Genomic DNA, 25,380 nt, shown 5'->3' with positions numbered 1-25,380 from the left:
GGACCGGGAGTTTTTTTGTTATGCGTATATTTAAGCGATGACCTTGATCACATTTCTGGTTTTTACAGCCTTTGTGGCCTTGTACAGCACCTGGAAACTACGCCGCGATAAACTAAACACCAATGACGGTTATTTTTTAGGTGGCCGCTCATTAACCGGTATAGTTATTGCCGGGTCCCTGCTGCTTACCAATATCTCTACCGAACACCTCGTGGGGATGAATGGTTCCGCCTATAAAAACGGAGCGATAATCATTGCCTGGGAGGTCACCTCTGCTTTGGCCCTGGTGGTAGCCGCACTATACTTCGCCCCCAGATACCTGAAAATGGGCTTGACAACCATCCCGGAATTCCTGGAAAAGCGTTTTGATGGGCTTACTAGGACATTGGTGGCCCTACTGCTTATCATCTCCTTTGTATTCACCTTATTACCCATTGTTCTCTATACCGGGGCCCTGAATATTGAAGCCATATTCGATATCTCAGGCATGCTGCACACCAGTAGGGAAAACGGAATTTGGATTACCATAATCGCCGTTGGTGGATTAGGTGCCATATACGCAATCTTCGGAGGCCTGAAAATGGTAGCCTATACCGATACGATCAATGGCTTTGGGCTTTTGGTCGCGGGTTTATTGGTTCCTATTATGGCTCTGATAAGCATTGGGGCAGGAAACCCACTGGAAGGGATTACCACGGTATTTGAAAACAGCCCTGAAAAATTCAATGTGGTCAGCAAAGAATCAGGTATAGGGCCAGGGGCCCGTTCCGCTATACTTCCCTTTGAAGTCCTTTTTACCGGACTGATCATTAATCAGTTGTATTTCTGGACCATGCACCAGTCCATCATCCAAAGGGTATTGGGAGCTGTAAACCTCAAAGAGGCTCAAAAAGGCCTGCTGTTTACGGGTCTGCTTAAAATACTGGTTCCCCTGATCATCGTTCTGCCAGGACTTATTGGATTCTTCTATTTCGGAGACAGTTTTTATACCGATCCCGACCGCGTATACCCCGAGCTCGTCAAAAAAGTACTTCCGCCATGGCTAACCGGCTTTTTTGTGGCCGTGATGATGGGCGCTATACTGACCACTTTTAACAGTGCACTCAACAGCGCGGCAACCGTTTTTAGCCTGGGTATATACAAAAGATACGTCAACAAGGAAGCCACGGAAAAAAGACAGGTGCGGATCGGTAAATGGACCTCCGCCGTCCTTGCAATTTTTGCTATTGTCATTGCGCCTTTCGTTGCCAATGCACCGGAAGGGCTGTACCAGTTGCTACAGCAGCTAAACGGGATCTTTTTCATCCCTATGGCCAGTGTGATCATTGCCGGTTTCCTGTTCCCGAAAGTAAATGCCTTCGGGGCCAAGGTCGGGCTGACGTTTGGCTTGTTGTTCTATGTGCTTTGCTATTACGTTTTTACCCTGGAACTGCATTTTGTGCACATTTGGGGTATTGAATTTGTACTGAACATCCTGGTAATGCATCTGGCTTCTACAGCCAAAGGAAAGCCGTCCGTTTTTGTTATCAGGGACATGGGAGCGGTAGATCTGAAACCCTGGAAATTTACCCGGCCGTTTAGCCTGTTTCTGGTGGCATTCACCATTATTTTGTACCTTTTACTTGGAAATGTCTGAGATGGAAAAAGTATTCAGGAATTACGATCAGTCCGATGTTACGGCGGCGGTTCGCGAGCACTATCGCAAAATGCGGCAAAATCAAACCGTGGATTACGTAGAGCGCATGCACTCCAAGTATCTGAAGTTTGACAGGCCGATGGGACTCTGGGAAGCCATGTTACATCTGAACGATCTTATTGATGTCAGCGATCCGGACCTTGATCTCCCGAACGTGCAACACCTCATACAAAGCGCCGAAGCGATCCGGGAAGACCAAAGACCGGATTGGATGCAACTGGTAGGGCTCATACACGATCTGGGCAAGGTAATGTTCCTCTGGGGCAGCGATGAAGACGGAACCAGCCAGGATGAACAATGGGGCATGGTAGGTGATGTTTTTGCAGTGGGCTGTGCACTTCCCGATAGCTGCGTATATCCTGAATTCAATCAGCTCAATCCCGATATGCAGAACCCGATGTATAACACGGATTTGGGAATCTATGATAAGGGATGTGGATTGGATTCGCTTACCCTGGCCTGGGGACATGATGAGTATTTGTACCGTGTTTTGGAAAATCACGAAGAAAACCGGATCCCCGAAGAAGGGATGGTAATGATCCGATACCACTCTTTTTATCCCTGGCATAGCGGGGGCAGTTATTCCCAGCTATTGTCCGAAAAGGATAAGCAATATCTGGAATGGATCAAGGATTTTAATAAGTACGACCTGTATACCAAGAGCAATACGATTTACGATCTGGAGGAGATCAAAGACCATTACCTCCCTATTGCGGAAAAGTATTTGGGAACAGGACCTATCTTTTGGTGATCCCTTAAATAAAGACACATCCAACATATCTAACTTTTGTAATACCTGACCAACTATGTCCAGATGGAGCATCTATCTTATGTCCCTGCTAATTCTTTCATTCAGCTGTTCGGATAAACAACAAAGCCAGGCTACAACAGATCCGTCCCTACCCAATATCGTCTATATTTTTGCTGACGACCTGGGCTATGGAGATCTTGGCTGTTTTGGAGCTACGGACATCAAAACCCCTTATTTGGATCAACTGGCGGAAGGAGGAATAAAATTCACAGAGTTCTACTCCGCATCGCCGGTGTGCAGCCCCTCCAGGGCCGGATTACTGACCGGGAGAATTCCTCAGAGAATGGGCATTAATTCGGTGTTCTTTCCGGAAAGTTTTACAGGAATGTCACCTGAGGAGATTACCATAGCGGAACTTCTTAAGGAGCGCGGATACGCCACAGGGATAGTCGGGAAATGGCATTTGGGTCATCGGGAGGTCTTTTTGCCACTACAACAGGGTTTCGACAGTTATTTTGGGATCCCGTACAGCAACGATATGCGAAGTGTGGTCTATATGCGGGACAACGAAGTGGTAGAAGATTCTGTGGATCAGCGGTATACCGTTAAAAAATACGCGGAAGAATCCCTGAAATTTATTGAAGCCAACCAAAAGCGGCCTTTTTTCCTGTATCTGGCCCATAACATGCCACACGTTCCCTTATATGTTTCGGAAGATTTTGACGGCAGTTCTGAAAGAGGGCTCTACGGCGATGTCATTCAGGAAATTGACTGGAGTGTAGGACAGGTATTTCAAAAACTCCGGGAACTTCAGCTACTGGAAAACACCCTGATCGTTTTCTCCAGTGATAATGGCCCATGGCTGGTCATGGAAGACCACGGAGGATCGGCAGGGATCCTTAGGGAAGGTAAGCAATTCACCTTTGAGGGAGGTGTACGGGTGCCAACCCTGGCCTATTGGGAAGGAAAGATCCCAGAGGGTACCGTCTCTTCAGCCCCCGCTGCCCAGGTAGACTGGTTCCCGACCATAGCGGCAATCACAGCCTCTTCTTTACCCACAGACCGGGAGATAGACGGGAAAGACCTCAGTTCCGTACTCCTGGGTACTGGCTCGAGGGAAGGGGACGATTTCCTGTTTTTTGACGGGGAAGAACTTCAGGGGTATCGCAAAGGAAATTACAAACTAAAACTACCCTATCCGGGTTTTGAAGGCACGCGCTGGAAGAAAGCAGTAGCCGCTCATGATACCTTGCTGATCAACCTGAAGCAAGATCCGGGAGAACAAAACAATCTCTACGGAGAACAAAAAGAAAAGGCCAAAGAATTGTTTGCTGAAATGGAACGGGCCTACGAGGCTCTTGGTGAACTTCCACCCTCCTTAAAGGTTGGCTCCCCTCAGGATGGCAGCCATTTTGACTATCTCAACACCAAAAAGGAAGGGTTAAAAACCGAAAGTCCTTAATTAACAAAGGGTTAACTCATAGCACTTTAAGGCTGATTCGCAAGTTTATGTCGCTAAAAATCACTATTTTAGAGGTAGTAAATTAATGATGAAGTGTGATTATTACCCTAAAGAATTATGTCATGAGAATTATACAATTAATACGAACTGGAAAAGGCCTGACAGGCCTGGCTTTCGGGCTTATATTGGCGATTTTTGTCGCTATTCCGTCAAATTCCTGGGCATTTCAGGAAGATCAGGATCAACAAGAGGTGTCCTTCAATCAGTACAAAGGAGAAGTTGTTGATGCATCCAATAAGAAACCGTTGATCTTCGCAAGCCTGACACTGGAAGGCACCAACATCAGTACGGTTACGAATACGGAAGGAGAGTTTTTACTAAAAGTACCCAAGAGTACTACGGAAGGCAATATTGCCGTATCCTTTCTGGGGTACAAGACAAGATTGCTGCCATTATCTCAATTGAAGGATAACAACAACAGGATAGCCCTGGAAGTTTCCATCACCGAATTGACGGAGGTGGACGTTACCGTGCCAAGAGACGCGGTGACCCTGGTTAAGGAAACCCTTAGAAAAAAAGGAGAGAATTACTTTGACGATCCCACATTGATGACTGCTTTCTACCGGGAGACCATCAAAAAAAGACGGCGCAATGTATCCCTTTCCGAGGCGGTTGTAAACATTTACAAAACGCCTTATACTTCTAAAAAGCGTGATGCTGTACAACTGTTTAAAGCACGTAAAAGCACAGATTACAACAAACTGGATACCCTGGCTTTAAAATTACAGGGCGGGCCATTTAACGCTCTTTTTGTGGATATTATGAAGTATCCCGAGTTTATTTTTACTCCTGAGACCCTGGATTACTACGACTTTAATTTTGACCGTTCTACGCGAATAAATGATCAGTTGATCTTTGTGATCAACTTTAAGCAAAGGCCAAACATTCTGGAGCCGCTTTACGAAGGAAAACTGTATATCGACGCGCAAAAGAAGATCCTGACCAGCGCTATTTATTCCCTGAACATTGTGGATAAGGTTAAAGCGAGCAGGATGTTCGTCCGCAAAAAACCTAAGAATGCGAGAGTTTATCCTACCGAAGTGGCCTACAGGGTGGATTACAGGGAAAAAGATGGTAAATGGTATTACGGATACAGTAATGTGCTTCTTGAGTTTAAAGTGAACTGGGACAGGCGTTTGTTTAACTCGGTTTACAGTATGACCTGTGAAATGGCGATTACAGACTGGGAAAAGAACCTGGCAGGAGAATTTCCTAAATCAAAAGAAAGAATAAAGTCTTCCATTATTCTCAGCGAAGAGGCCATCGGTTTTTCTGATCCGGATTTCTGGGGAGAGTACAATATCATTGAACCTGAAAAATCTATAGAGTCTGCTATTAGGAAGATCCAACGACAGCTACGCAGAAGCAAAACCTCAGGTGGAGAATCTGCACCCTGATCATTGGCAGGAACAAGAACATTATTAAAAATCGGCCTAAAAGGCCGATTTTTTTGTGTTATCCGGCAATATTATACAAGAAGATATTGCTCTAAGAAGTTATGAACAATTGTTGATAACCACGGTTCATAGCTTGTTGATTTTTAATGGCTTACAAAATTTGGAAATTTGAACAAAAAGGCTACTTTTATTTCATGGTTCAAGGGAAATACCTGTCTAGGGTAAATCAGGAGAGCCATTATAGAGTTGACGTTCTTATATTGTTGGATAACCGGACTAGGATAATCAGTTAACTTGTTAGCCGAAAAGAATAGAAAGGTGAGCATAAGATAGGATGGCTGTCGCTGTCAGATCGACATGTGGGTGCTCTTGTGTTAAATGTAGAACTTCGGTTTTAGACTTAATAGGAAGGTACTAAACGACAAGAAGAAGCATCGAAAGTCACTTGGTTTAATAATTGAGGACAGGAGATGTTTCAAACGTCGAAATAGCTTCGCAAATGCAATCAATGGTTGCGGTTCTGTGCTCCGGCACAAAACAAAAGTTTGCAGGCTATTTCTAGAAAGCCATATCAGTGTACGCGTTGCAATGATATGGCTTTTGTCTTTTTAATAGCTGGTATTCAGCTAATTTGAACTCCCTCAAAGTTTCGCGATTTCAGGCTGCTTTCAGCTCGTTTAAAGTTGTATATTTGCTCCGCTTTAAAGTAAATCGCTATGCCAAAAATTGTCTATACCAAAACGGATGAAGCTCCAGCCCTGGCCACCCAATCATTTTTACCTATCGTACAGGCCTTTACCCGAACCGCTGGGATCTCCATCGAAACCAAAGACATTTCATTAGCAGGAAGAATTATCGCAGTCTTTCCGGACTTCCTTGAAGAGCAACAACGAATTTCTAACGATTTGGAAGTCCTTGGGGAAATGGCAAAAACCCCGGAGGCGAATATTATCAAACTACCCAATATCAGCGCCTCAATACCGCAGTTGAAGGAAGCCATTGAAGAGCTGCAAGGCAAAGGATATGCCCTTCCCGATTATCCGGACGAACCGGCAAATGAGAAGGAAAAAGAAATAAAATCCCGATACGATAAAATTAAAGGGAGTGCAGTAAATCCGGTACTGAGAGAAGGGAATTCAGACCGAAGAGCGCCTAAGCCCATCAAGAATTACGCTAAAAAAAATCCACATAGCATGGGTGCATGGAGCAGTGACTCCAAAACGCACGTAGCCACTATGGGAGAAGGGGATTTCAGCTCAAATGAAAAATCCCTGACCATTTCGGAAGATACCGCAGTTCGCATAGACCTGGTTACTAAAAGTGGAAAAACCATAAACCTGAAAGAATCCGTCAGCCTGTTGGCCGGTGAGATCATCGATGCCACTGTAATGAGCAAAAATGCCCTGATCAGTTTTCTAAAAGAACAACTGGCCGATGCCAAGCAGCAAGGGGTACTCTATTCTGTACACCTGAAAGCTACCATGATGAAGGTTTCAGACCCTATCATCTTCGGGCATGTTCTGGAAGTATTCTTTGCCGATGTCTTTAATAAACATCAGGAGACTTTTGATCAATTGGGAATTAGCGCCAATGACGGCCTGGAGAATCTTTTGGATAAGTTGCAGGAACTTCCGGAAGCAAAGCGAAAAGAGATTGAGACTGACATCCAAAAAGCGCTTGAAGAAGGTCCGGATCTCGCCATGGTAAACTCAGACAAGGGCATTACCAATTTACACGTGCCCAGTGACGTTATTATCGATGCGTCAATGCCGGCAATGATCCGCAATTCAGGTCAGATGTGGAATGCCGATGGTAAATCACAGGATACCAAGGCAGTTATTCCGGATAGCAGCTATGCCGGAATATATCAGGCTACCATTGATTTTTGTAAAGAAAACGGGGCTTTTGATCCCCGAACCATGGGTACCGTCCCCAATGTTGGACTTATGGCCAAGAAAGCGGAGGAGTACGGATCTCACGATAAGACTTTTGAGATAAGCGACGAAGGAAAAGTTCAGGTGGTAGATGTGAATTCTAATGAGGTTCTGATCACTCACCAGGTAGAACCCGGAGATATCTGGCGTATGTGCCAGGTAAAAGATGCGCCTATACAGGATTGGGTAAAACTGGCGGTCACCAGGGCCCGGGAATCCGACACCCCGGCAGTCTTTTGGCTCAATGAAGACCGCGCTCATGACGCTGAGCTGATCAAAAAAGTAAATACTTACCTCCCCCAGCACGACATTCAGGGATTGGATATACGTATTCTTTCACCTGTAGAAGCTACCTTATATACCCTAAAAAGGATCAAGGCCGGGTTGGATACCATTTCGGTCTCAGGTAATGTTTTACGTGACTACCTTACCGATCTTTTTCCCATCCTGGAAGTAGGTACCAGCGCCAAAATGCTTTCTATTGTGCCACTGATGAACGGCGGAGGTCTGTTTGAAACAGGAGCGGGAGGTTCAGCACCCAAGCATGTAGAACAGTTTTTGGAGGAAGGCCATTTGAGATGGGATTCCCTGGGAGAGTTTCTTGCACTTGGAGTCTCCCTCGATTTTTACGGCGCTAAAAATAACAATCAAAAAGCCAGGGTCCTGGGAGAAGCCCTGGATGCGGCAACGGAAGAGTTTTTAGACAAAGACAGATCTCCTTCCCGAAAGGTAGGGGAACTGGACACACGTGGCAGCCATTTTTATTTGGCCTATTATTGGGCAGAAGCCCTTGCCAAACAGCAGGAAGATGAGGAACTAAGAGACTCCTTTGGTGCGATCTATGAGGAAATGACCCGTGAGGTGGATCAAATCCTGGGAGAATTGCTTGATGCCCAGGGAAAATCACAGGACATTGGAGGTTACTATTTACCAGATCCTGAACAAATTGCCCGGGCAATGAGACCAAGCCAAACCTTAAACAAAATCCTCGAAAAGCTCTGATTTTAAAGGTATTTTAAGAATTAGCCCGGTAATTGCCGGGCTTTTTTATTTAATGCTGTTAGATTTTCCAGCTTTTTGAAATTTCTTTTTTACTTTTAGAAAAAATTGCTGGAATGCACCCAACTTTCAGGAGACTGCTGCCTGTCTTAGGCCTACTTTTTTCAGTTCAAATTTATGCTCAGCAAAAGTACACTTTAAGCGGTACCATTACCGAAGCTTCAAGTAACGAAACCCTCATAGGGGTGTCTATTATTGTCCCTGAATTGTGTACCGGAGTGACCACCAATGAATACGGTTTTTACTCCCTTACATTACCTGAAGGCGAATACAGGGTGCAGGTCAGTTATTTAGGGTTCCAGGATATTGTACAGACCATCTCGTTTACCCAGAACCAAAAGATAAACTTCCAGCTGGCTGAAGAAGCGGAACAGTTGGAAGAAGTGGTGGTGACCGAAAATGTAGAACGTATGGATATCCGCAAACCCCAGATGAGTGTTAGTACCATGGCGGTGCAGACCATCAAAAAGATCCCTGTACTACTGGGGGAGGCCGATGTGATCAAATCCATATTGCTGCTACCCGGGGTTACCAGTGCCGGGGAAGGTGCTTCCGGATTTAACGTACGGGGTGGTGCAGCAGATCAAAACCTGATCTTATTGGACGAGGCTACCATTTTCAATTCGTCTCACCTCTTTGGACTTTTCTCAGTCTTTAACCCCGACGCTATCAAGGATGTAAAGCTTTTTAAGGGAGGTATCCCGTCCAGGTACGGCGGACGTGTATCTTCCGTACTTGAGATCTTCCAGAAAGAAGGTAATAGCAAGGAATTTAAAATGAACGGCGGAATAGGGGCTGTAGCCAGCAGACTGCTGGCGGAAGGACCTATCGTAAAAGACAGGGCTGCTTTCCTGGTGGGTGGCAGGGCCTCTTATGCGCATTTTTTTCTTCCGTTGTTCGATATTAACAACAAGGCTTATTTCTACGATCTGAACACCAAATTGAACTACCGCATCAATGAGAACAACAACATCTTTCTCTCGGGATATTTTGGACGCGACCTCTTTAGTGTAAACGACAGTTTTGTTAATGTTTACGGTAATGCCGTACTGAATTTCAGATGGAACCATCTGTTTTCGGACAAGCTGTTTTCCAACCTATCGCTAATCTACTCCGACTATTTCTACGGCCTGGAGCTGGACTTTGTCGGATTTGAGTGGAACTCGGGGATTCAGAATTTCAATCTTAAGTACGATCTGAAACATTACCTCAATGACGACTTGCAGATCAACTACGGAGTTAACAATATCTACTATAGTTTCAACCCTGGTAAGATTGAACCGAACAGCCCGGAATCCGGGATACTTGAAGAGCAACTAATCAAAAAATACGCCAATGAGGCTGCGGCTTACATTGATGTAGAACACCAGATTACGGATAAGCTCAGCGTGCAATACGGACTGCGCTTCAGCCATTTTAATCGCTTTGGCCAGGATGAATTGTTTCTTTATGAAAATGACCGGGCCGTAGATTTCGATCCCTTTCAATTGGTTTACGAAGAAGCCACTCCCATAGATACCCTGGAATCCTCAAGAAGAGAAACGCTCAAAAGCTTTTCCAACCTGGAACCGAGGATCTCAATGGCATATACACTGAACGAAAAAAGTTCCATCAAAGCAAGTTATACCCGTATTGCCCAATATTTGCATCTGCTTTCTAATACCAGCTCCCCTACTCCCCTGGATGTTTGGACACCCAGTGGCCCCTATATAGAACCCCAACTACTGGATCAGTACGCTATTGGATATTTTCGGGATATCAAGGGAGGGGAATACAGCTTTGAAACCGAAGCTTTTTACAAAGACATTCAAAACCGTATCGATTATATAGACGGGGCCAACCTAATCGCGAATAATGCTATAGAACAGGTTATTCTCAATGGAGTGGCACGGGCTTATGGCCTGGAAATTCTACTGAGAAAAAATGAGGGCAGATTCCAGGGATGGCTGGCTTATACCCTATCGCGCTCCGAGCAACGCACAGAGGGACGGGAGGCCGTAATAGATAACGGGAGAAGCAATTTGGAAACCGGAATAAATTTTGGGGAATGGTATAGTACCCCTTTCGATAAGACCCATGATCTTTCCTTCTACGGAAATTTTGAATTAAACGACAAATGGAGTTTTAATTCTAATTTTATTTTTCAAACCGGGCAGCCGACTAATTATCCGGTAGGTCAGTTTGAATTTGAAGGACTGGTAGTCCCTTATTTTGGCTTGAGAAATACAGAACGACTTCCTGACTTCCACAGGCTGGATATTGCTGCCACTCTTAAGAATAAACAGAAACCAGGTAGTAAATGGAGATCCGAATGGGTGTTCAGTATTTACAATGTATATAACAGACGAAATGCCGCATCTATAAATTTCAGACGAAATCAGGATACAGGCGTAAACGAAGCCGTCAGAACCTCCATATTTGGGATTGTGCCGGCAGTAACTTATAATTTCAGCTTTTAACTATAAGGATCACATCGCCATGATAAGATCTAAAAATAACGACAATCGCAGATTATTCTCCAAAGGGTTCTTGTTCGCTTCGGTCTTTGCAGTTTTAGGCAGTTTGTCCTGTGAAGACGTGATCGATGTGGAAACACCATCTGAACCACCCAGGCTAATTGTCAATGCCCTTATGCGCGTGGATACTGAAGCCCCTTTTGTTCCGGTGGAAGTAAGATTGAGCCTGACCAGTAACTTCTTCGGAGACATCCCCACGACCAGTGCGGATGATAACCTGCTCATCATTCAGGAGTTCTTTGACGAAGAAGGTGAGTTGCTATTCGCCAGAACTTCCAGCCTGTGGGAAAACCCGGCAGGAAGCGGTATTTACGAACCGGATCCCAATTTTACCGTGGACCAGCGCATACCCACTACGCAGACACAATCCGATGTTCTATACACTTTGATCATCGATCATCAGGGCAAACGCTACGCGGCCCAAACCAGATACGCCCCTTCCGTACCTATCGATAACCTCGCCATAGGAGACGGTACACTGTTTGACGAGGAGGAAACAGAGCTCATTATTACCTATACCGACGATCCGGACCGCGATAATTTTTACGTTATAGATTTTGGGTTCAACGAATTTCTGGTATCCGAAGATGAGTTTTACAAAGGACAGCAGTTTTCATTTTCCTATTTCTACGACATGGAATTTGAATCAGGTACTGAGCTGGAAGTCAGTATACTTGGTGCAGACCGTAACTTTCACAACTATATGAACCAATTGATCGTTCAAAGCGAGGACGATCAGGGTCCTTTTCAGGTGCCCGTTGCTACTGTACGGGGGAATGTATTTGATATCACCGGACTGGACAATATAGATATAGTGGATAATGTGGGCAGGCCCAACGATTTCCCCTTAGGATATTTTGCGATCGTACAGGAATTTAAAGCTTCGATTACGGTACCCTGAGTTACTGCCTAAAAAAGTCTGAAAATGCCTTTTTAATGAGCATAAAGGCGTTTTCCATGTTATAGGACAAGGGTTTTTCCGGATCCCTAACCTCAAGGATCTCCTTTAAACCCTGCTTCTTAAGTATGGCGGAATCCGTATCCAACATTCCACAAACGGCCATGACCGGAACCTCATATCGTTGTCCTAATGTCAACACTCCGCTGATAAGTTTTCCATGTAGCGTTTGATCGTCTATACGACCTTCCCCGGTAATAATAAAATCGATCTTTTCTTCTTCCAATAAGCGGTCTGCCCCGGCCAGGTTGAGGATAAAGTCAATCCCACTGATGTATTCCGCTCCAAAGAAGGCTTTTAGTCCAAATGCAGAGCCTCCTGCCGCCCCACTCCCGGGCACATCAGCAACCTCTTTTTCCAGTATCCTGGCAACCGTCTTGTGCAGTTGCTTTAATCCGTCATCAAGCAGCCCTATCTCCTTCTGATCTGCCCCTTTCTGCTCCGCATATACATAGGCAGCACCTTCAGGGCCATATAAAGGGTTGTTGACATCGTTTATCGCAAAGAAAGAAATTTCACCCAAGTTGGGAGAAACCTCAGACTCATCAATGTGCTGTACTAAACGGAGATTGGCTCCGGTAGGTTCCAATGCATTTCCATATTGATCCAGGAACTTATAGCCCAGCGTACTGGCCATACCCATGCCACCGTCGTTGGTCGCGCTACCTCCTAATCCCAGATAGACTCTTCTGGCTCCTTTGGAAATTGCGTGTTGGATCTGAATACCGGAACCTATGGTGGAGGTTTGCATCGCATCACGCTCTTCCTCCTTAAGCAAAACCAGCCCTGATGCGGCCGCGAGTTCCAGGTACGCAGTCTGATTTTGCGAGTCGTATAAGTAAGGTGCCTGTACTGGTCTGCCAAGCGGATCCAGGGTATCCACAATGATCCTTTCCACTTCCAGATAATTCCTTACCGCATCCAGAAAACCATCACCTCCGTCTGAAGCAAGAATGTGATGAAATTGTGCCGATGGCCGGGCCTCAACTATGCCTTCAGAAATGGCCTGAATAACGTCCCTGGCACTCAGGGAGCCTTTAAATTTATCCGGTATCAATAGAAATCGCATAAGCTAAAGTTTCTTTAACCAAAGAAAACCAAAAGGTTCTAAATTCCAATCGTTCTCGGAAATATCCACCTCATTAAGCAGATCACGCACTGCAGCAGCCTTATTTTGTAGCGCTACAGCCTGATCCGAAAAGTTGTGAAGGCCGTAAAGCACATTGTCTCCATCAGTGCGTTCAATACATAAGACGTTTCCTGACTGACTGTAATTCGCCCCGGCTGCCGGGTGAAATAGCGGTTCTTCAGTCCTTTTTTCCAGCATTTTGGAGTATTGCTCAAAGACTTTAACCCGAACCGTGTCGTTTCCCTGCAACTCCTGCTCCAGCTCATCAAATTGCAGTTTGGCCCTGTTGATCCTTCTGTTGATCCTGGAATCCAGGGCAGCATCCCTGTCGTTTTCGGAACCGAGCAAGGAATGATAATATACCCCGGGAACCCCCGGCATACATAGCATTACTGATTGACTTAGCAGAAAGCGCCTAACCCTTAAATCGAGTGGCTCAGTTGCATGGGTCAGCAGGTCCATATAGTTGCAATTCAATTCATATGGAGACCTGGTGCCATCTCCGTTGTCCTTATACGACACAAAACCGCCATGCGCAATGGCCTTCTCCGCCAGAAAATTGATTTCCTCCTGAGGCACGATACCCTGAAGCGGCCTTACCCCTACCCCGTCATGACTGGCGGTAAAATTAAAAAAGCAAACCTTGTCTCCCGGAAGGTCAAGGCTGCCGGCCCAGTTAATCAGGTCTGCGGGATCTTGTTTATGGATAGCCAGAGCCAAAAGCGGCGGCAAGGTAAAATTATATACCATATGAGCCTCATTCGTACCATTCCCGAAATAGGAAATATTCTCCTTATGGGGCACATTGGTCTCCGTTATCAAAAAGGTTTCTCCTTCAATACTGTCCAAAACCTCTCTATAGGCCTGGATGACCAAATGGGTCTCCTCCAGATGAATACAACTGGTCCCCGCTTTCTTCCATAGAAAAGCGATCGCATCAAGACGAATAAAGCGCGCTCCCTGAGATACGTAGAAAAGCAATACATCCAGCACATGAAGAAAAACCTTGTAATTGGCGTAGTTCAGGTCTACCTGGTCCCGGCTAAAGGTGGTCCAGATATGTACGGCCTCACCTTGCTTGTCAAATTCATGCAATAAGGGAAGCGCCCTGGGCCTTACTACCTGGCTGTGATCTTCGTCAGGATCGGCTTCGATAAAATAGTCCCGGTAGGCCTCTTCCCCTTTCAAAAATCCTTGAAACCAGTCAGATCCCTGGGAAATGTGGTTGACAACGGCATCGAACATAAGGTCAAAATGCCTTTTTAAGGCTTCGATATCTTTCCAATTCCCCAGACCGGGGTCTATCTGGTAATAGTCGGTAACACTGAATCCGTCATCCGAGGTATACGGAAAGCAGGGTAAGAGATGTACGGTGTTGATCCTCCCCTTTAAATAGCGGGATGAAAATCGCTTTAAGGTATACAAGGGATTCTCCCCCTCTTGCTGTATCGCATCTCCATAAGTAATGAGTATGGCATCTTTGTGGGTCAAACCCCGATATCGCCCATCCTCGGCAGCCCGAAAGCCGTACTTATCCAGTAGCCGGGAGATCCCTTCCAATACGCTGTCAAGCTGGTCAGGGTATAGTCGTTCAATCAATTCCTTCATTGTGATTTGGGGTGTATATTTAGCTAAGTATATCTTTCAAACCAATAGAGACCAGGACGATCAACAAAAAAAAGCCAAGCAATATACCCACCTCTTTTTTGGCAAAAAAGTACGAGATCTCTATGCCCTTTTTGGTCTCACGCGGAATGAGAATACTTATCAGGTAGGCCACAATTATGGTGATGATGCAGCCTATAGCATTCCACCAGAACCAGAATACCTGCGGAACGAAAAGCCAGAGATACATATTGAAAAGCACCCCGGTCACTATGCCAATATTGGCCCCCAGGGCATGGGTCTTTTTGGTGAGCAATCCCAGTACAAACCCGGCCAGTATTGGGCCGAAGAAGATGGAACTCACCTTGTTGATCACTTCAATGACCGTTCCCTCGATATTGCCTGCAAAAAAAGCGAAGAACAGGCAAACCAGCCCCCAGAAAATGGAGAGGAACCTTGAATATCTCACATATTGCTTATCCGAAAGATCTCCTTTAAATCGTTTTATAAAGTCTTCCAGGGTAACCGCGGAAAGGGAATTCACCGAAGAACTTAAGGTAGACATTGCCGCAGACATAATGGCCACCAACAGTATGCCGATAATACCATTGGGAAGGTACTTAATGATAAAAACAGGAACCATAAGATCCTCTTTTTTGCCTTCCAGGCTATCTATATTTGCCGCATATACCTCGGCTATCTGTTCCTGAAAACTAAGGTCTGTCATCAGCAATGTACCCAGCACCAGACCCATAATACAGTAAGTCAGCGTAACCGGAAATCGGAATAGTCCATTGGCCATCAACAGGTTTCGGATGGTAGGCATACCTTTAGCCGATAGCAGCCGCTGGGTCTGGGTTTGATCCGTTCCATAGTAGGAGGCGTAAAGAAAGAAACCACCGATCACCATGGGCCAAAAACCGAATTCGTCATTCTTATCCGCATTGTTAAAGCCCCACTTGCTAAAGTCCACTGCCGTAAGCCTGTCGGAGTCTACCCTGGCAAGGAAATTGTCTATTCCGCCCAGTTCGCTCAGACCGTAGCTTAGACAGATCACTATACCGAGGAAAAGAATCAACATCTGAACGACATCGCCCCAAATCACCGCCTTCATTCCACCCTGAAAGGAGTAGATCATGGTAATGACACCAATCAGCAGTACGGATATCCAAAAGTTGATCCCTGTGGTCGCCTGAAGGATCAAAGCCATGGTGTAGACCATGACTCCAGTTGCCACGGACCGACTTATTTGAAAAACAAAACTGATCAATAAGCGGGAAGAGGCATCAAAGCGCCTTTCCAGGTATTCATATACACTGATTATACCGGCTTTGTAAAGAGACGGGATAAGCGCTACTAACAAAAATGCCATGGCCAGGGGTACACCGAACTCGTATGTAAGCCATTGCAAGCCTCCCCCCTGCTTCACTCCTACGAAGGCGGGAGCAGATATAAAGCTTACAGCGGATAGTTGGGTGGCCATGGTAGAAAGACTTAGAGGAAGCCAACCCATACTTCGTCCACCCAGAAAATAGTCTCCGGAGTTCTTATTTTCTTTGAACAGATATCCTATTCCCAGAAAGCCCAAAAGGTAAACGACAATTATAGTGTAGTCTAAAAAATTCATATCAGTTGATCCGTTTAAGTTTGGTGGTATAATTGGTGATCGCACAAGTTAATGCATTTTAATGTTTTTGCCGTTTCACAGCCGATAGTTTCTTTACACCCTATCGCCTTTTAGTAATTCGATCGATTTACTTCCGGGCAGTCCTTTGGACAATTGACTAAAATTGGAAAATGCCCATGTATATCCTAATTTTGAATTTGGAAAGGCTTTCCATTGTTTTAAAATTTTACAAATTGGCTAATAAAGCTTTATTGTTTAAGGGTCTTAGATCCTTTTTGATCACACTTGGTTTGATGTTCCTGGCCCCATTTGTTATCTATCAGGCCTTTAAAAATGAGGAACACCCCTGGTATATTCCGGTCCTGGTCATCGGTCTTATACTGGCAGTTGCGGCTATAGTAATGGGTTTCCGAAGTGTAAAGACCGTCGTGGATGGTTTCTTCTCCAAAGAGGATTAAATAGCTGTTGCTAAAGACTTTAGACCCTCTTAAACCCGGCAATCCCACTGCTGCAAGCATACTTAAAATCTCACCGGTATTTATTGCGCTCCTTATAACAAGATGTTATCTTTGCGCACTTAAAGAGTAGCTACAGGAATGATAAAAATTACATTACCCGATGGTTCTGTCAAAGAATTTGAACAGGGAAGCAGTCCTATGGATGTTGCCAGGAGCATCAGCGAAGGGCTGGCGCGCAACGTGATCTCCGCGAGTTTCAACGATACTGTTGTGGAGACGGTGACCCCCTTGATGGAAGACGGAAACCTGGTACTTTACACCTGGAATGACGCCGCGGGTAAAAAAGCATTCTGGCACTCTACCTCTCACGTGGTAGCCCAGGCTCTGGAAGAATTGTATCCGGGGATTAAGCTTACCATAGGCCCGGCCATAGAGAACGGCTTCTACTACGACGTAGATTTCGGCGAACATACGGTATCGGAAAAGGATTTCCCGGCAATAGAAAAGAAAGCCCTGGAGATTGCCAGAGGGAAGCACGATTACAAAATGCGAGAAGTGTCTAAGGCAGATGCCCTGGCATACTACAACAACCAGGGAAATGAATACAAAGTAGAGCTGATAGAAAACCTGGAAGACGGAGAGATCACTTTCTGTGATCACGATACCTTTACGGATCTTTGTCGTGGCGGGCATATCCCCAATACCGGGATCATCAAGGCCATCAAGATCCTGAACGTTGCCGGTGCTTACTGGCGTGGAGACGAGAATAATCCCCAGCTCACCCGGGTTTACGGGATCTCCTTTCCCAAGCAAAAGGAACTGACCGAATATCTGCAATTACTGGAGGAGGCAAAGAAAAGGGACCACCGAAAACTGGGCAAGGAGCTGGAACTGTTTACCTTTTCCCAAAGGGTAGGTCAGGGACTGCCGTTGTGGCTTCCTAAGGGCGCAGAACTGCGGGAACGTCTTGAACAGTTCCTGAAAAAGGCCCAAAAGAAAGCGGGTTACGAAATGGTGGTAACACCCCATGTCGGGCAGAAAGAATTGTATATCACCTCCGGGCATTACGAAAAATACGGGGAGGATAGCTTTCAACCTATCCGGACGCCAAAGGCAGATGAAGAATTTTTGCTTAAGCCGATGAACTGCCCGCACCACATAGAGATATTTGACAGCAGGCCCTATAGTTACAAGGATCTTCCAAAGCGTTACGCCGAGTTTGGGACCGTTTACCGGTATGAGCAAAGCGGTGAATTACACGGCCTGACAAGGGTACGCGGATTTACACAGGACGACGCCCATATATTTTGTACTCCTGATCAGCTAAACGAAGAGTTTAAAAATGTTATCGACCTCTCACTATACGTTTTAGGTTCTCTTGGCTTTGAGAATTTTACAGCCCAGGTTTCCGTAAGAGATCCGGAGAAGCCGGAGAAGTATATAGGGGATCCGGATAACTGGGATAAGGCGGAGCAGGCAATCATCGATGCGGCAACGGAAAAAGGTCTGGATTTTGTGGTGGAAAAAGGGGAGGCAGCCTTCTATGGACCTAAGCTGGATTTTATGGTGAAAGACGCCCTGGGGCGCAGCTGGCAATTGGGTACCATACAGGTGGATTACAACCTGCCGGAACGCTTTGGGCTTACTTATAAGGGCAGCGACAACGAGCTTCATCAGCCCGTGATGATCCACCGCGCTCCCTTTGGCAGTATGGAGCGTTTTGTAGCACTGCTGCTTGAGCATACCGGTGGTAATTTCCCGCTTTGGCTGATTCCTGACCAGGCTATCATCTTGCCAGTGAGTGAGAAACACGAAAAATATGCCGAAAAAGTTTTAAAATCCCTGGAAAATCACGAAATTCGCGCCCTCGTTGATAAAAGGAACGAGACGGTTGGAAAAAAAATACGTGAGGCAGAATTGAAGAAAATCCCATTCATGCTGATCGTAGGTGAAGAAGAGGAAGAAAAAGGAACTATTGCGGTCAGAAGACATGGTGGAGAAGACTTAGGGAAAATTTCGATAGAAGAATTCGCCGGCTTGGTCGAAAACGAAATAAATAGTACCTTAAAGTCCTTTTGAAACAGTTGTTTAATTAAAAAGCAGTAGTCATAGCAATACGAAGAAGATTTAGGCCCCAACCTAGGAGGGAAAACAAAAACCCTCACAAAATTAACGATAAGATCACCGCACAAAAAGTACGTTTAGTGGGTGATAATGTAGAGATGGGGATTTACCCTATCAGTGAAGCCCTATCCAAGGCTCAAGGCTTAGGCCTTGATCTGGTTGAGATCTCGCCGAATGCGGATCCACCGGTATGTAAGATAATAGATTATAAAAAGTTCCTTTACGAGCAAAAGAAGCGCGAAAAGGCCCTGAAGGCAAAGGCTTCCAAGGTAGTAGTAAAGGAAATAAGATTTGGTCCGAATACGGACGATCACGATTACGAGTTCAAAAAGAAACACGCGGAGAAGTTTCTTAAAGACGGAGCCAAGTTAAAGGCTTACGTCTTTTTTAAAGGAAGGTCCATAGTGTACAAAGACAAAGGTGAAATACTTTTGTTGAGACTTGCGCAGGAATTGGAGGATTACGGCAAGGTAGAGCAAATGCCGAAATTAGAAGGAAAGAGGATGACCATGTTCCTTGCACCCAAGACGAAGAAGTAAGAGTTGCGAGATAATAACAAATAGGAAGAAAATGCCTAAGATGAAGACCAAATCCAGTGCCAAGAAGCGTTTTAAGCTGACTGGTACGGGTAAAATCAAAAGAAAGCACGCTTTTAAGAGTCATATTCTTACGAAGAAGTCTAAGAAGCGTAAGCTGAAATTAACGCATTCTACATTGGTACATGATTCCGATGTGAATAGCATAAAAGAACAATTGCGTTTAAAGTAAACGTTCTTTGAGGTAGAATTAGTAACCCTGGAGTCAGGCTCAAACGAACCAAGTGCCACTAGCTGGCCGCCTGCTACAAAAAATCAAAAAAAATGCCAAGATCAGTAAACTCAGTCGCTTCAAGAGCCCGAAGAAAAAAGGTGATGAAGCAAGCAAAAGGTTACTTCGGAAGACGTAAAAACGTCTGGACAGTAGCCAAAAATGCGGTAGAAAAGGCAATGCAATATGCCTACCGCGACAGAAGAAATAAGAAAAGAAGTTTTCGCGCTTTATGGATCACCCGTATCAATGCTGGTGCCCGCCTTCACGGAATGTCTTACTCCCAATTCATGGGTAAAGTAAAAGCCAATAATATAGAACTCAACAGAAAAGTTCTTGCAGACCTGGCTATGAATCATCCGGAGGCCTTTAAAGCCATTGTGGAGAAAGTAAAATAAAGACAAATATCTCGCACTTTAAAACCCGCTCAATGAGCGGGTTTTTTTATGCCTTTTGTATAGCGAATATGGGTATTTTCTCTTTTTTGCCTTTCAAATCGATCTCCCCCATCGCCTTGGCGACATAGTCCGAACTGAGATCCAGCCGTTCTAAAAGGGATCCCGAAATGAGAAGTTTCTCTCCGTACTTGTTGCATTCTTTCTGAATACGGGCCGCAGTATTGATCACATCTCCGTGGTAAGCCAGTTCCTTTTTTACATTTCCTACCTCCACCACTACGAGTTCCCCACCGTGCAATCCTGCCTTGAATTCAGGAACTACGGAATACTTTTCCAGGTAATGCTCTGTACGCTTCTCTAATCGGTCCTGAAATGCAAAAAATAGTTTTATACAATTATTTCGCCTTATCCCAACATCAAATTGCCAGCTTATGACAGCTTCATCACCAACGTACTGGTAGACTTCAGCCCTGTGGCCACTGAGAAAGTCGTTAAGGTCCAAAAAGCATTCCTGAATCAGGCCACTATAGGACAAATGCCCAAGGGTTTCGGCTATAGTCGTGGACGACTTCAGGTCCAGGAACATAAATATCCGTTGTTCCTCCGTGGGTTTTCTGTATTTCCCCAACAGCAGCTTTACGAAGTTCTCCCTTCCAAACCGTTCCTTCGCGATCTTCAAAAAGGAGAAGCCCAGTGAAAATATTCCAAAATAGATCACAAATACCCAGAACATCCTGTTGGTTTGCCACCAACCTCTTTCATTATCGAAATCAAATCCCCATTCGGCCTCGGCCAGCTCCATGATCAGGGTGGTAGAGGAAATCAGAAGTAGCAGGTAGACCCAGGTCCGGATCAGGATCGAAAGACCCAGATAGAGCCTTTTCATCAAAAACCGATCAAATAGGAATTCAACAATAGCGTAAAAAAGCCCGATAAAGATTCCAAGGAACATCCCGAAACGAGTCAGTTCCCATATAGAAGCTTCATAGGAAAAGGCCACTTCTATACCGGGTTCCCCGCTGAGGTCGTAGTAGCGAATAAGGATAAAAAAACACATTACCAGGCACCAGTAGATAAGGGTGGCGATCAATAATCTCAGGAAGTAAATCAGTTGCTGCCTCATCTTCCGCCTATACTGTTAATTTCCAAAGCAACTGAGAACCAGGGTCCTTCCACTTGCCCGATCCCGATGTTCGCATAAATAGATCCCCTGCCAGATCCCCAGGTTCAATTGACCCGCTGTGATGGGTACCTGTACTGAACTCCCCATAAGCGAGGCTTTGATATGTGCCGGCATATCGTCCGGCCCTTCATAAGTATGAATGTAGTAAGGAGCGTCTTCCGGAACCATTTTATTCATATGGCTTTCAAAGTCCACCCGTACCGTGGGATCCGCATTCTCATTGATGGTGAGGCTTGCTGAGGTATGCTTGATAAAGACTTGTAACATACCGCTGCGGATCTGACCTACTTCCGGAATATTGTTTAGTATTTGGGACGTAATCAAATGGAAACCCCTGGGGTAAGACTTCAACCTGATCTCTTTCTGAAAGAATTTCATTGGACTGTGACTAAATTGTAAAATTTCTACAAAGACCCCTGTAATTTACACATAAAAAATACCTTTGTCACTCTTTCAAGTTCTACTATGGATTTGTCTAGCGTAAAGATGGTCGTAACTGACATGGACGGCACCCTGTTAAATTCCAGGCATGAGGTCAGTCCCAGATTCTTTGAGTTGTTTGATGTCTTACGGCAAAAAGGTATTCTATTTGCCGCTGCCAGCGGAAGGCAATACAACAGTATCATTGACAAGCTCTACCCTATCAAAGATGAACTCATTGTAATTGCTGAAAATGGTGGATTTGCCATGCAAAATTCTCATGAGATCGTTTCTACCCCTCTGGACTTTGGGATACGAGGAGAAATACTTGACCTTCTGGAACCTCTGGAGAATACCCATCCGGTGCTTTGCGCAAAGGACAACGCCTATCTGAAGAATTCTTCTGTGGACTTTCTCGAAAAGTTAAAAGAGTACTATACCGAATACCAAATGTTGGAGGATCTTAAGGAATTTGAGGGGGAAGTAATGAAGATCGCCGTATATCACGGAGAGAGTTCCGAACGCTATATATACCCGGCGGTAAGGCATCTGGAGGGAGATCTGAAGGTAAAGGTCTCAGGCGCTAACTGGGTAGACCTTTCACATAAAAACGCCCATAAAGGCTTTGCCCTGGAAAAAATCCAGAAACAGTATGGAATAAGCTCCAAAGAAACCATGGTCTTCGGGGATTATAACAACGACCTGGAAATGCTTGCCCTTGCGGATTACAGCTTTGCCATGGCCAATGCACACCCAAACGTATTAAAGGCAGCAAGGTACCGCACTCACAGTAATGACGATTTTGGTGTGGAAAGAATATTGGAACAGTTGATTGAAGACCTGGGATAATACGCGGCAATCAGGTCTTTTGTTTTTTCTTTCGAGCAGCCGGAAACAGCACATTATTTAGAATCAGCCGATAACCAGGTGATGTTGGATGCAGCTCCAATTCGGTCTTTGGGTCTCCAACCCTGTGCTGATAGTCTTCGGGGTCATGCCCACCATAAAAGGTAAAAAATCCTTTTCCTTTGATCCCATGTATGTAACGAGCTTCTCCGTTTATCTTATTCTCTCCAAGTATCATTACGGTTGGCTTTACCTCTGCCCTGGCAAATGCCGTGGTCTGGCCCATAAAGCCCTTAACAAGGCTGGTATGGTTCTGGCAGAGCATGGTAGGGATGGGATCCCATTTTGCCGAGAAATCCATCAGGGAAAAATAATCGGACTCTTTTGGAACATTGTTACGCCTGGAGGTCATGTCTATGGAGGAAAACTCATATCGCAGCGGATTTCGCTCTAGCGTAAAATTCGTAAAGGCAAAGGTATTTTTGAAATCCAACTTACTCTGGTAGCTGGCTTCCGAAGGATCACCGTCAAACATGGGTTCACAAATGTCCACCCCATCCGCGGCCAGGGCAATATCAAAGCTATCGGTCGCAGAGCACATGGCAAACATAAATCCGCCCCCGATCACATAATTTCTGATCTTTCCGACTACAGCCCGTTTTTGTTCTGAGACCTTGTCATACCCCAATTTTGCCGCCAATGCTTCAGCGTTTTTCTTTCCTTCAATATACCAGGGAGCCGCCCTGTATGCACCGTAAAACTTACCGTATTGCCCGGTAAAATCCTCGTGATGCAGGTGGAGCCAATCAAACAGGGCCAGTTTATCCTGCAACACCTCTTCGTCATAGACCGTAACATAGGGAATTTCGGCATAAGTGAGCACCATGGTCACCGCATCATCCCAGGGTTGATTATCCTTGGGGGAATAAACGGCAATTTTTGGTGCTTTTTCCAGAATAACCGCCTCCTGGTTTTGAGAGGGACTGCTGATGCCATCCAAAATAGCCTGTGTTTCTCCGTCTGAGAGGATCTCGAAGGACACGCCTCTGATCTGACATTCCTTCCGTATGCTTTCGCCATCCGGTAGCAGAAACGAACCTCCGCGGTAGTTGAGTAACCACTGTACTTTCTGCTGCTTGGTAAGTACCCAATAAGTAATACCGTAGGCCTTCAGGTGGTTTTCCTGACTTTCCGCATCCATAGGAATAAGAATGGATGAGGAGTAGGCATTCAGGGAGAAAATTAAGAAAAGAATCAGGGAAATACCGCCAGACCAATGTCTGGGATATAGCTTTGGGAAGTTTTTAAAAAGGTACTTCATTATCGTCCGGGTCTAGATCGGCATCATCATTCATTGCACTTCCAAAAGCCTCGTCCGCATCCGGAAGGTTTTTGGTGAGAAATGGGTTGTCCTCGTTCGCATTCATCTTTGATTGGAACTCGAATGGGGAATCAAAGTCATCCAAGTTATCAAATTTACCTAGTTGACCAATGAACTTTAACCTAATATTATCTAAACCACCGTTACGGTGTTTGGCTACTATAAACTCTGCCTGGCCTTGAGTAGGCGTACGTTCTTCGTCGTCCCACTCGTCTATTTTGTAGTATTCCGGACGGTAAATGAAGGATACGATATCCGCGTCCTGTTCAATAGCTCCGGACTCCCTGAGGTCTGAAAGAATAGGCCGCTTACTGCCTCCTCTTGTCTCCACCGCCCGCGATAGCTGGGAAAGCGCGATCACCGGTACGTTGAGTTCTTTTGCCAGGGCTTTCAGGTTCCTGGAGATGGTGGAAATCTCCTGTTCACGGTTCCCGCCTTTCTGACTGGTACCAGCGGTCATTAATTGCAGGTAATCCAGGATGATCAGCTTTATCTTATGTTGTGAAGCCAATCGCCTCGCCTTGGCACGGAGGTCAAAAATGGACAAGGAAGGGGTATCATCGATAAAGAGAGGTGCCTTTTCCAGGGTTTTCACCTTTACGTTCAGCTGCTCCCACTCGTGTTTTTCCAGGCGTCCGGTACGTAGTTTTTCTGAAGACAAGCCGGTTTCCGAGGATATTAGCCTGGTTATCAATTGTACTGACGACATTTCCAGGGAGAAAAAGGCCACGGGAATATTTGAGTTTACCGCTATATTCCGGGCCATGGAAAGTGTTAAGGCGGTTTTACCCATACCAGGTCTTGCCGCAATGATCACCAGATCACTGGGTTGCCATCCTGAAGTGAGTTTATCTACCTTGTCAAAACCTGAAGGAATACCACTTAATCCTTCTTTATTTGAGATTTCCTCAATTTTCTTTTTAGCCTGGATCACCAGGTTTTGGGCAGTCTCTGCCGAGCGTTTCAGATTACCCTGGGTAACATCGTACAATTTCGCTTCAGCATTGTCCAGCAGATCGAATACATCAGTACCGTCATCATATGCCTCTTCAATGATCTCATTCGAAATTTTGATCAGGCTACGTTGTATATATTTTTGGAGGATGATCCTGGCGTGGAACTCAATATGGGCCGAAGAAGCCACTTTTTGGGTCAGTTTTATGAGGTAAAAATCCCCACCTACGAATTCCAGGCGCTCATCCCGCTTTAATTGGGCAGAAACGGTTAATAAATCCACTGGTTCGGAGGATTCGAACAATTTGAAGATGGCTTCGTAGATAAATCGGTGTGCGTCCTTGTAAAATACGTCAGGATGTAGGATATCTATTACTTCATCTACTCCTTTCTTGTCAATCATCATAGCACCAAGCACAACTTCCTCTAAATCAACAGCTTGAGGAGGTATTTTACCTTTTTCAAGATTGATCAGGCCGGATTTTCCGATTTTATGACCTAGTACAGGGCTTGGTTTTTCCATAGCTGTAAAAGTAGCAATTAACCTTTAGTTAACTTTAGTTTCAACTTTCCCGATATCAACCGGAAATTAACATTTTGGGTGTTGATAAGTTA

Annotated in this window: 20 protein-coding genes; 13 read left to right on the top strand and 7 right to left on the bottom strand. The window is 45.2% G+C overall.

What is annotated here, in order from left to right; genetic code table 11:
• Positions 1 to 37: 37 nt before the first annotated feature.
• The 7 genes from GTQ38_RS08295 (at position 38) to GTQ38_RS08265 (ending at position 11,776) form a co-directional block, all read left to right on the top strand.
• Positions 38 to 1,636 (top strand): solute:sodium symporter family transporter, encoded by a 1,599-nt coding sequence (locus tag GTQ38_RS08295; protein ID WP_161435026.1) that lies wholly within the window; start codon positions 38 to 40, stop codon positions 1,634 to 1,636.
• A gap of 1 nt (position 1,637) precedes the next feature.
• Positions 1,638 to 2,447 (top strand): inositol oxygenase, encoded by an 810-nt coding sequence (locus tag GTQ38_RS08290; protein WP_238857859.1) that lies wholly within the window; start codon positions 1,638 to 1,640, stop codon positions 2,445 to 2,447.
• Positions 2,448 to 2,502: 55 nt separating this feature from the next.
• Positions 2,503 to 3,909: a sulfatase family protein gene (locus GTQ38_RS08285; protein ID WP_161435024.1), complete on the top strand. Its 1,407-nt coding sequence runs from the start codon at positions 2,503 to 2,505 to the stop codon at positions 3,907 to 3,909.
• A 122-nt stretch (positions 3,910 to 4,031) separates the two neighbouring features.
• Positions 4,032 to 5,366 (top strand): carboxypeptidase-like regulatory domain-containing protein, encoded by a 1,335-nt coding sequence (locus tag GTQ38_RS08280; protein WP_161435023.1) that lies wholly within the window; start codon positions 4,032 to 4,034, stop codon positions 5,364 to 5,366.
• Positions 5,367 to 6,082: 716 nt separating this feature from the next.
• On the top strand, positions 6,083 to 8,302 hold the full coding sequence (locus GTQ38_RS08275) for an NADP-dependent isocitrate dehydrogenase (protein WP_161435022.1): 2,220 nt from the start codon (positions 6,083 to 6,085) through the stop codon (positions 8,300 to 8,302).
• A 113-nt stretch (positions 8,303 to 8,415) separates the two neighbouring features.
• On the top strand, positions 8,416 to 10,818 hold the full coding sequence (locus GTQ38_RS08270; RefSeq protein WP_161435021.1) for a TonB-dependent receptor: 2,403 nt from the start codon (positions 8,416 to 8,418) through the stop codon (positions 10,816 to 10,818).
• Positions 10,819 to 10,837: 19 nt separating this feature from the next.
• Positions 10,838 to 11,776: a DUF4249 family protein gene (locus GTQ38_RS08265; RefSeq protein WP_161435020.1), complete on the top strand. Its 939-nt coding sequence runs from the start codon at positions 10,838 to 10,840 to the stop codon at positions 11,774 to 11,776.
• A gap of 1 nt (position 11,777) precedes the next feature.
• On the opposite strand, the gene GTQ38_RS08260 is transcribed toward GTQ38_RS08265, so the two are convergent.
• Genes GTQ38_RS08260 through GTQ38_RS08250 form a run of 3 tightly spaced genes read right to left on the bottom strand, consistent with a single transcriptional unit; the run spans position 11,778 to position 16,194 of the window.
• A complete protein-coding gene (locus tag GTQ38_RS08260; protein WP_161435019.1) occupies positions 11,778 to 12,902 on the bottom strand; it encodes a glycerate kinase in 1,125 nt (374 codons plus the stop codon).
• Positions 12,903 to 12,905: 3 nt separating this feature from the next.
• Positions 12,906 to 14,570, bottom strand: a complete 1,665-nt coding sequence (locus GTQ38_RS08255; RefSeq protein WP_161435018.1) for an alpha-amylase family glycosyl hydrolase — start codon at positions 14,568 to 14,570, stop codon at positions 12,906 to 12,908.
• Between the two features lie 19 nt (positions 14,571 to 14,589).
• Entirely contained in the window at positions 14,590 to 16,194 is a 1,605-nt protein-coding gene (locus GTQ38_RS08250) for a sodium:solute symporter (protein ID WP_161435017.1), read from the bottom strand.
• A 233-nt stretch (positions 16,195 to 16,427) separates the two neighbouring features.
• On the opposite strand from GTQ38_RS08250, the gene GTQ38_RS08245 reads away from it, so the two are divergent.
• The 5 genes from GTQ38_RS08245 (at position 16,428) to rplT (ending at position 19,981) form a co-directional block, all read left to right on the top strand.
• Complete coding sequence (locus GTQ38_RS08245) at positions 16,428 to 16,652, top strand: DUF6095 family protein (protein ID WP_238857858.1); 225 nt, start codon at positions 16,428 to 16,430, stop codon at positions 16,650 to 16,652.
• Positions 16,653 to 16,790: 138 nt separating this feature from the next.
• The gene (gene thrS, locus GTQ38_RS08240; RefSeq protein WP_161435016.1) at positions 16,791 to 18,731 is read left to right on the top strand and encodes a threonine--tRNA ligase; all 1,941 of its coding nucleotides are present in this window, start codon (positions 16,791 to 16,793) and stop codon (positions 18,729 to 18,731) included.
• Between the two features lie 29 nt (positions 18,732 to 18,760).
• Positions 18,761 to 19,315, top strand: a complete 555-nt coding sequence (gene infC, locus GTQ38_RS08235) for a translation initiation factor IF-3 (protein WP_161435201.1) — start codon at positions 18,761 to 18,763, stop codon at positions 19,313 to 19,315.
• 31 nt (positions 19,316 to 19,346) lie between these two features.
• The gene (rpmI, locus tag GTQ38_RS08230) at positions 19,347 to 19,544 is read left to right on the top strand and encodes a 50S ribosomal protein L35 (RefSeq protein WP_108115928.1); all 198 of its coding nucleotides are present in this window, start codon (positions 19,347 to 19,349) and stop codon (positions 19,542 to 19,544) included.
• Between the two features lie 92 nt (positions 19,545 to 19,636).
• The gene (rplT, locus tag GTQ38_RS08225; protein ID WP_161435015.1) at positions 19,637 to 19,981 is read left to right on the top strand and encodes a 50S ribosomal protein L20; all 345 of its coding nucleotides are present in this window, start codon (positions 19,637 to 19,639) and stop codon (positions 19,979 to 19,981) included.
• Between the two features lie 46 nt (positions 19,982 to 20,027).
• Here the strand turns inward: rplT and GTQ38_RS08220 are convergent, their stop codons facing one another.
• Positions 20,028 to 21,104, bottom strand: coding sequence for an adenylate/guanylate cyclase domain-containing protein (locus GTQ38_RS08220; protein WP_161435014.1), 1,077 nt, complete (start codon positions 21,102 to 21,104; stop codon positions 20,028 to 20,030).
• Between the two features lie 15 nt (positions 21,105 to 21,119).
• The gene (locus tag GTQ38_RS08215) at positions 21,120 to 21,542 is read right to left on the bottom strand and encodes a secondary thiamine-phosphate synthase enzyme YjbQ (RefSeq protein WP_161435013.1); all 423 of its coding nucleotides are present in this window, start codon (positions 21,540 to 21,542) and stop codon (positions 21,120 to 21,122) included.
• 87 nt (positions 21,543 to 21,629) lie between these two features.
• On the opposite strand from GTQ38_RS08215, the gene GTQ38_RS08210 reads away from it, so the two are divergent.
• A complete protein-coding gene (locus GTQ38_RS08210; protein WP_161435012.1) occupies positions 21,630 to 22,433 on the top strand; it encodes an HAD family hydrolase in 804 nt (267 codons plus the stop codon).
• 10 nt (positions 22,434 to 22,443) lie between these two features.
• Here GTQ38_RS08210 and GTQ38_RS08205 read toward each other — a convergent pair whose 3' ends face one another.
• Entirely contained in the window at positions 22,444 to 23,631 is a 1,188-nt protein-coding gene (locus GTQ38_RS08205) for an asparagine synthetase B (protein WP_394350964.1), read from the bottom strand.
• Between the two features lie 103 nt (positions 23,632 to 23,734).
• The gene (dnaB, locus tag GTQ38_RS08200; RefSeq protein ID WP_161435010.1) at positions 23,735 to 25,288 is read right to left on the bottom strand and encodes a replicative DNA helicase; all 1,554 of its coding nucleotides are present in this window, start codon (positions 25,286 to 25,288) and stop codon (positions 23,735 to 23,737) included.
• Between the last annotated feature and the right edge of the window lie 92 nt (positions 25,289 to 25,380).

This window comes from Poritiphilus flavus (genome assembly GCF_009901585.1).
GTDB classification, from domain to species: Bacteria; Bacteroidota; Bacteroidia; order Flavobacteriales; family Flavobacteriaceae; genus Poritiphilus; species Poritiphilus flavus.
This window is presented reverse-complemented; position numbering and strand designations above follow the sequence as displayed.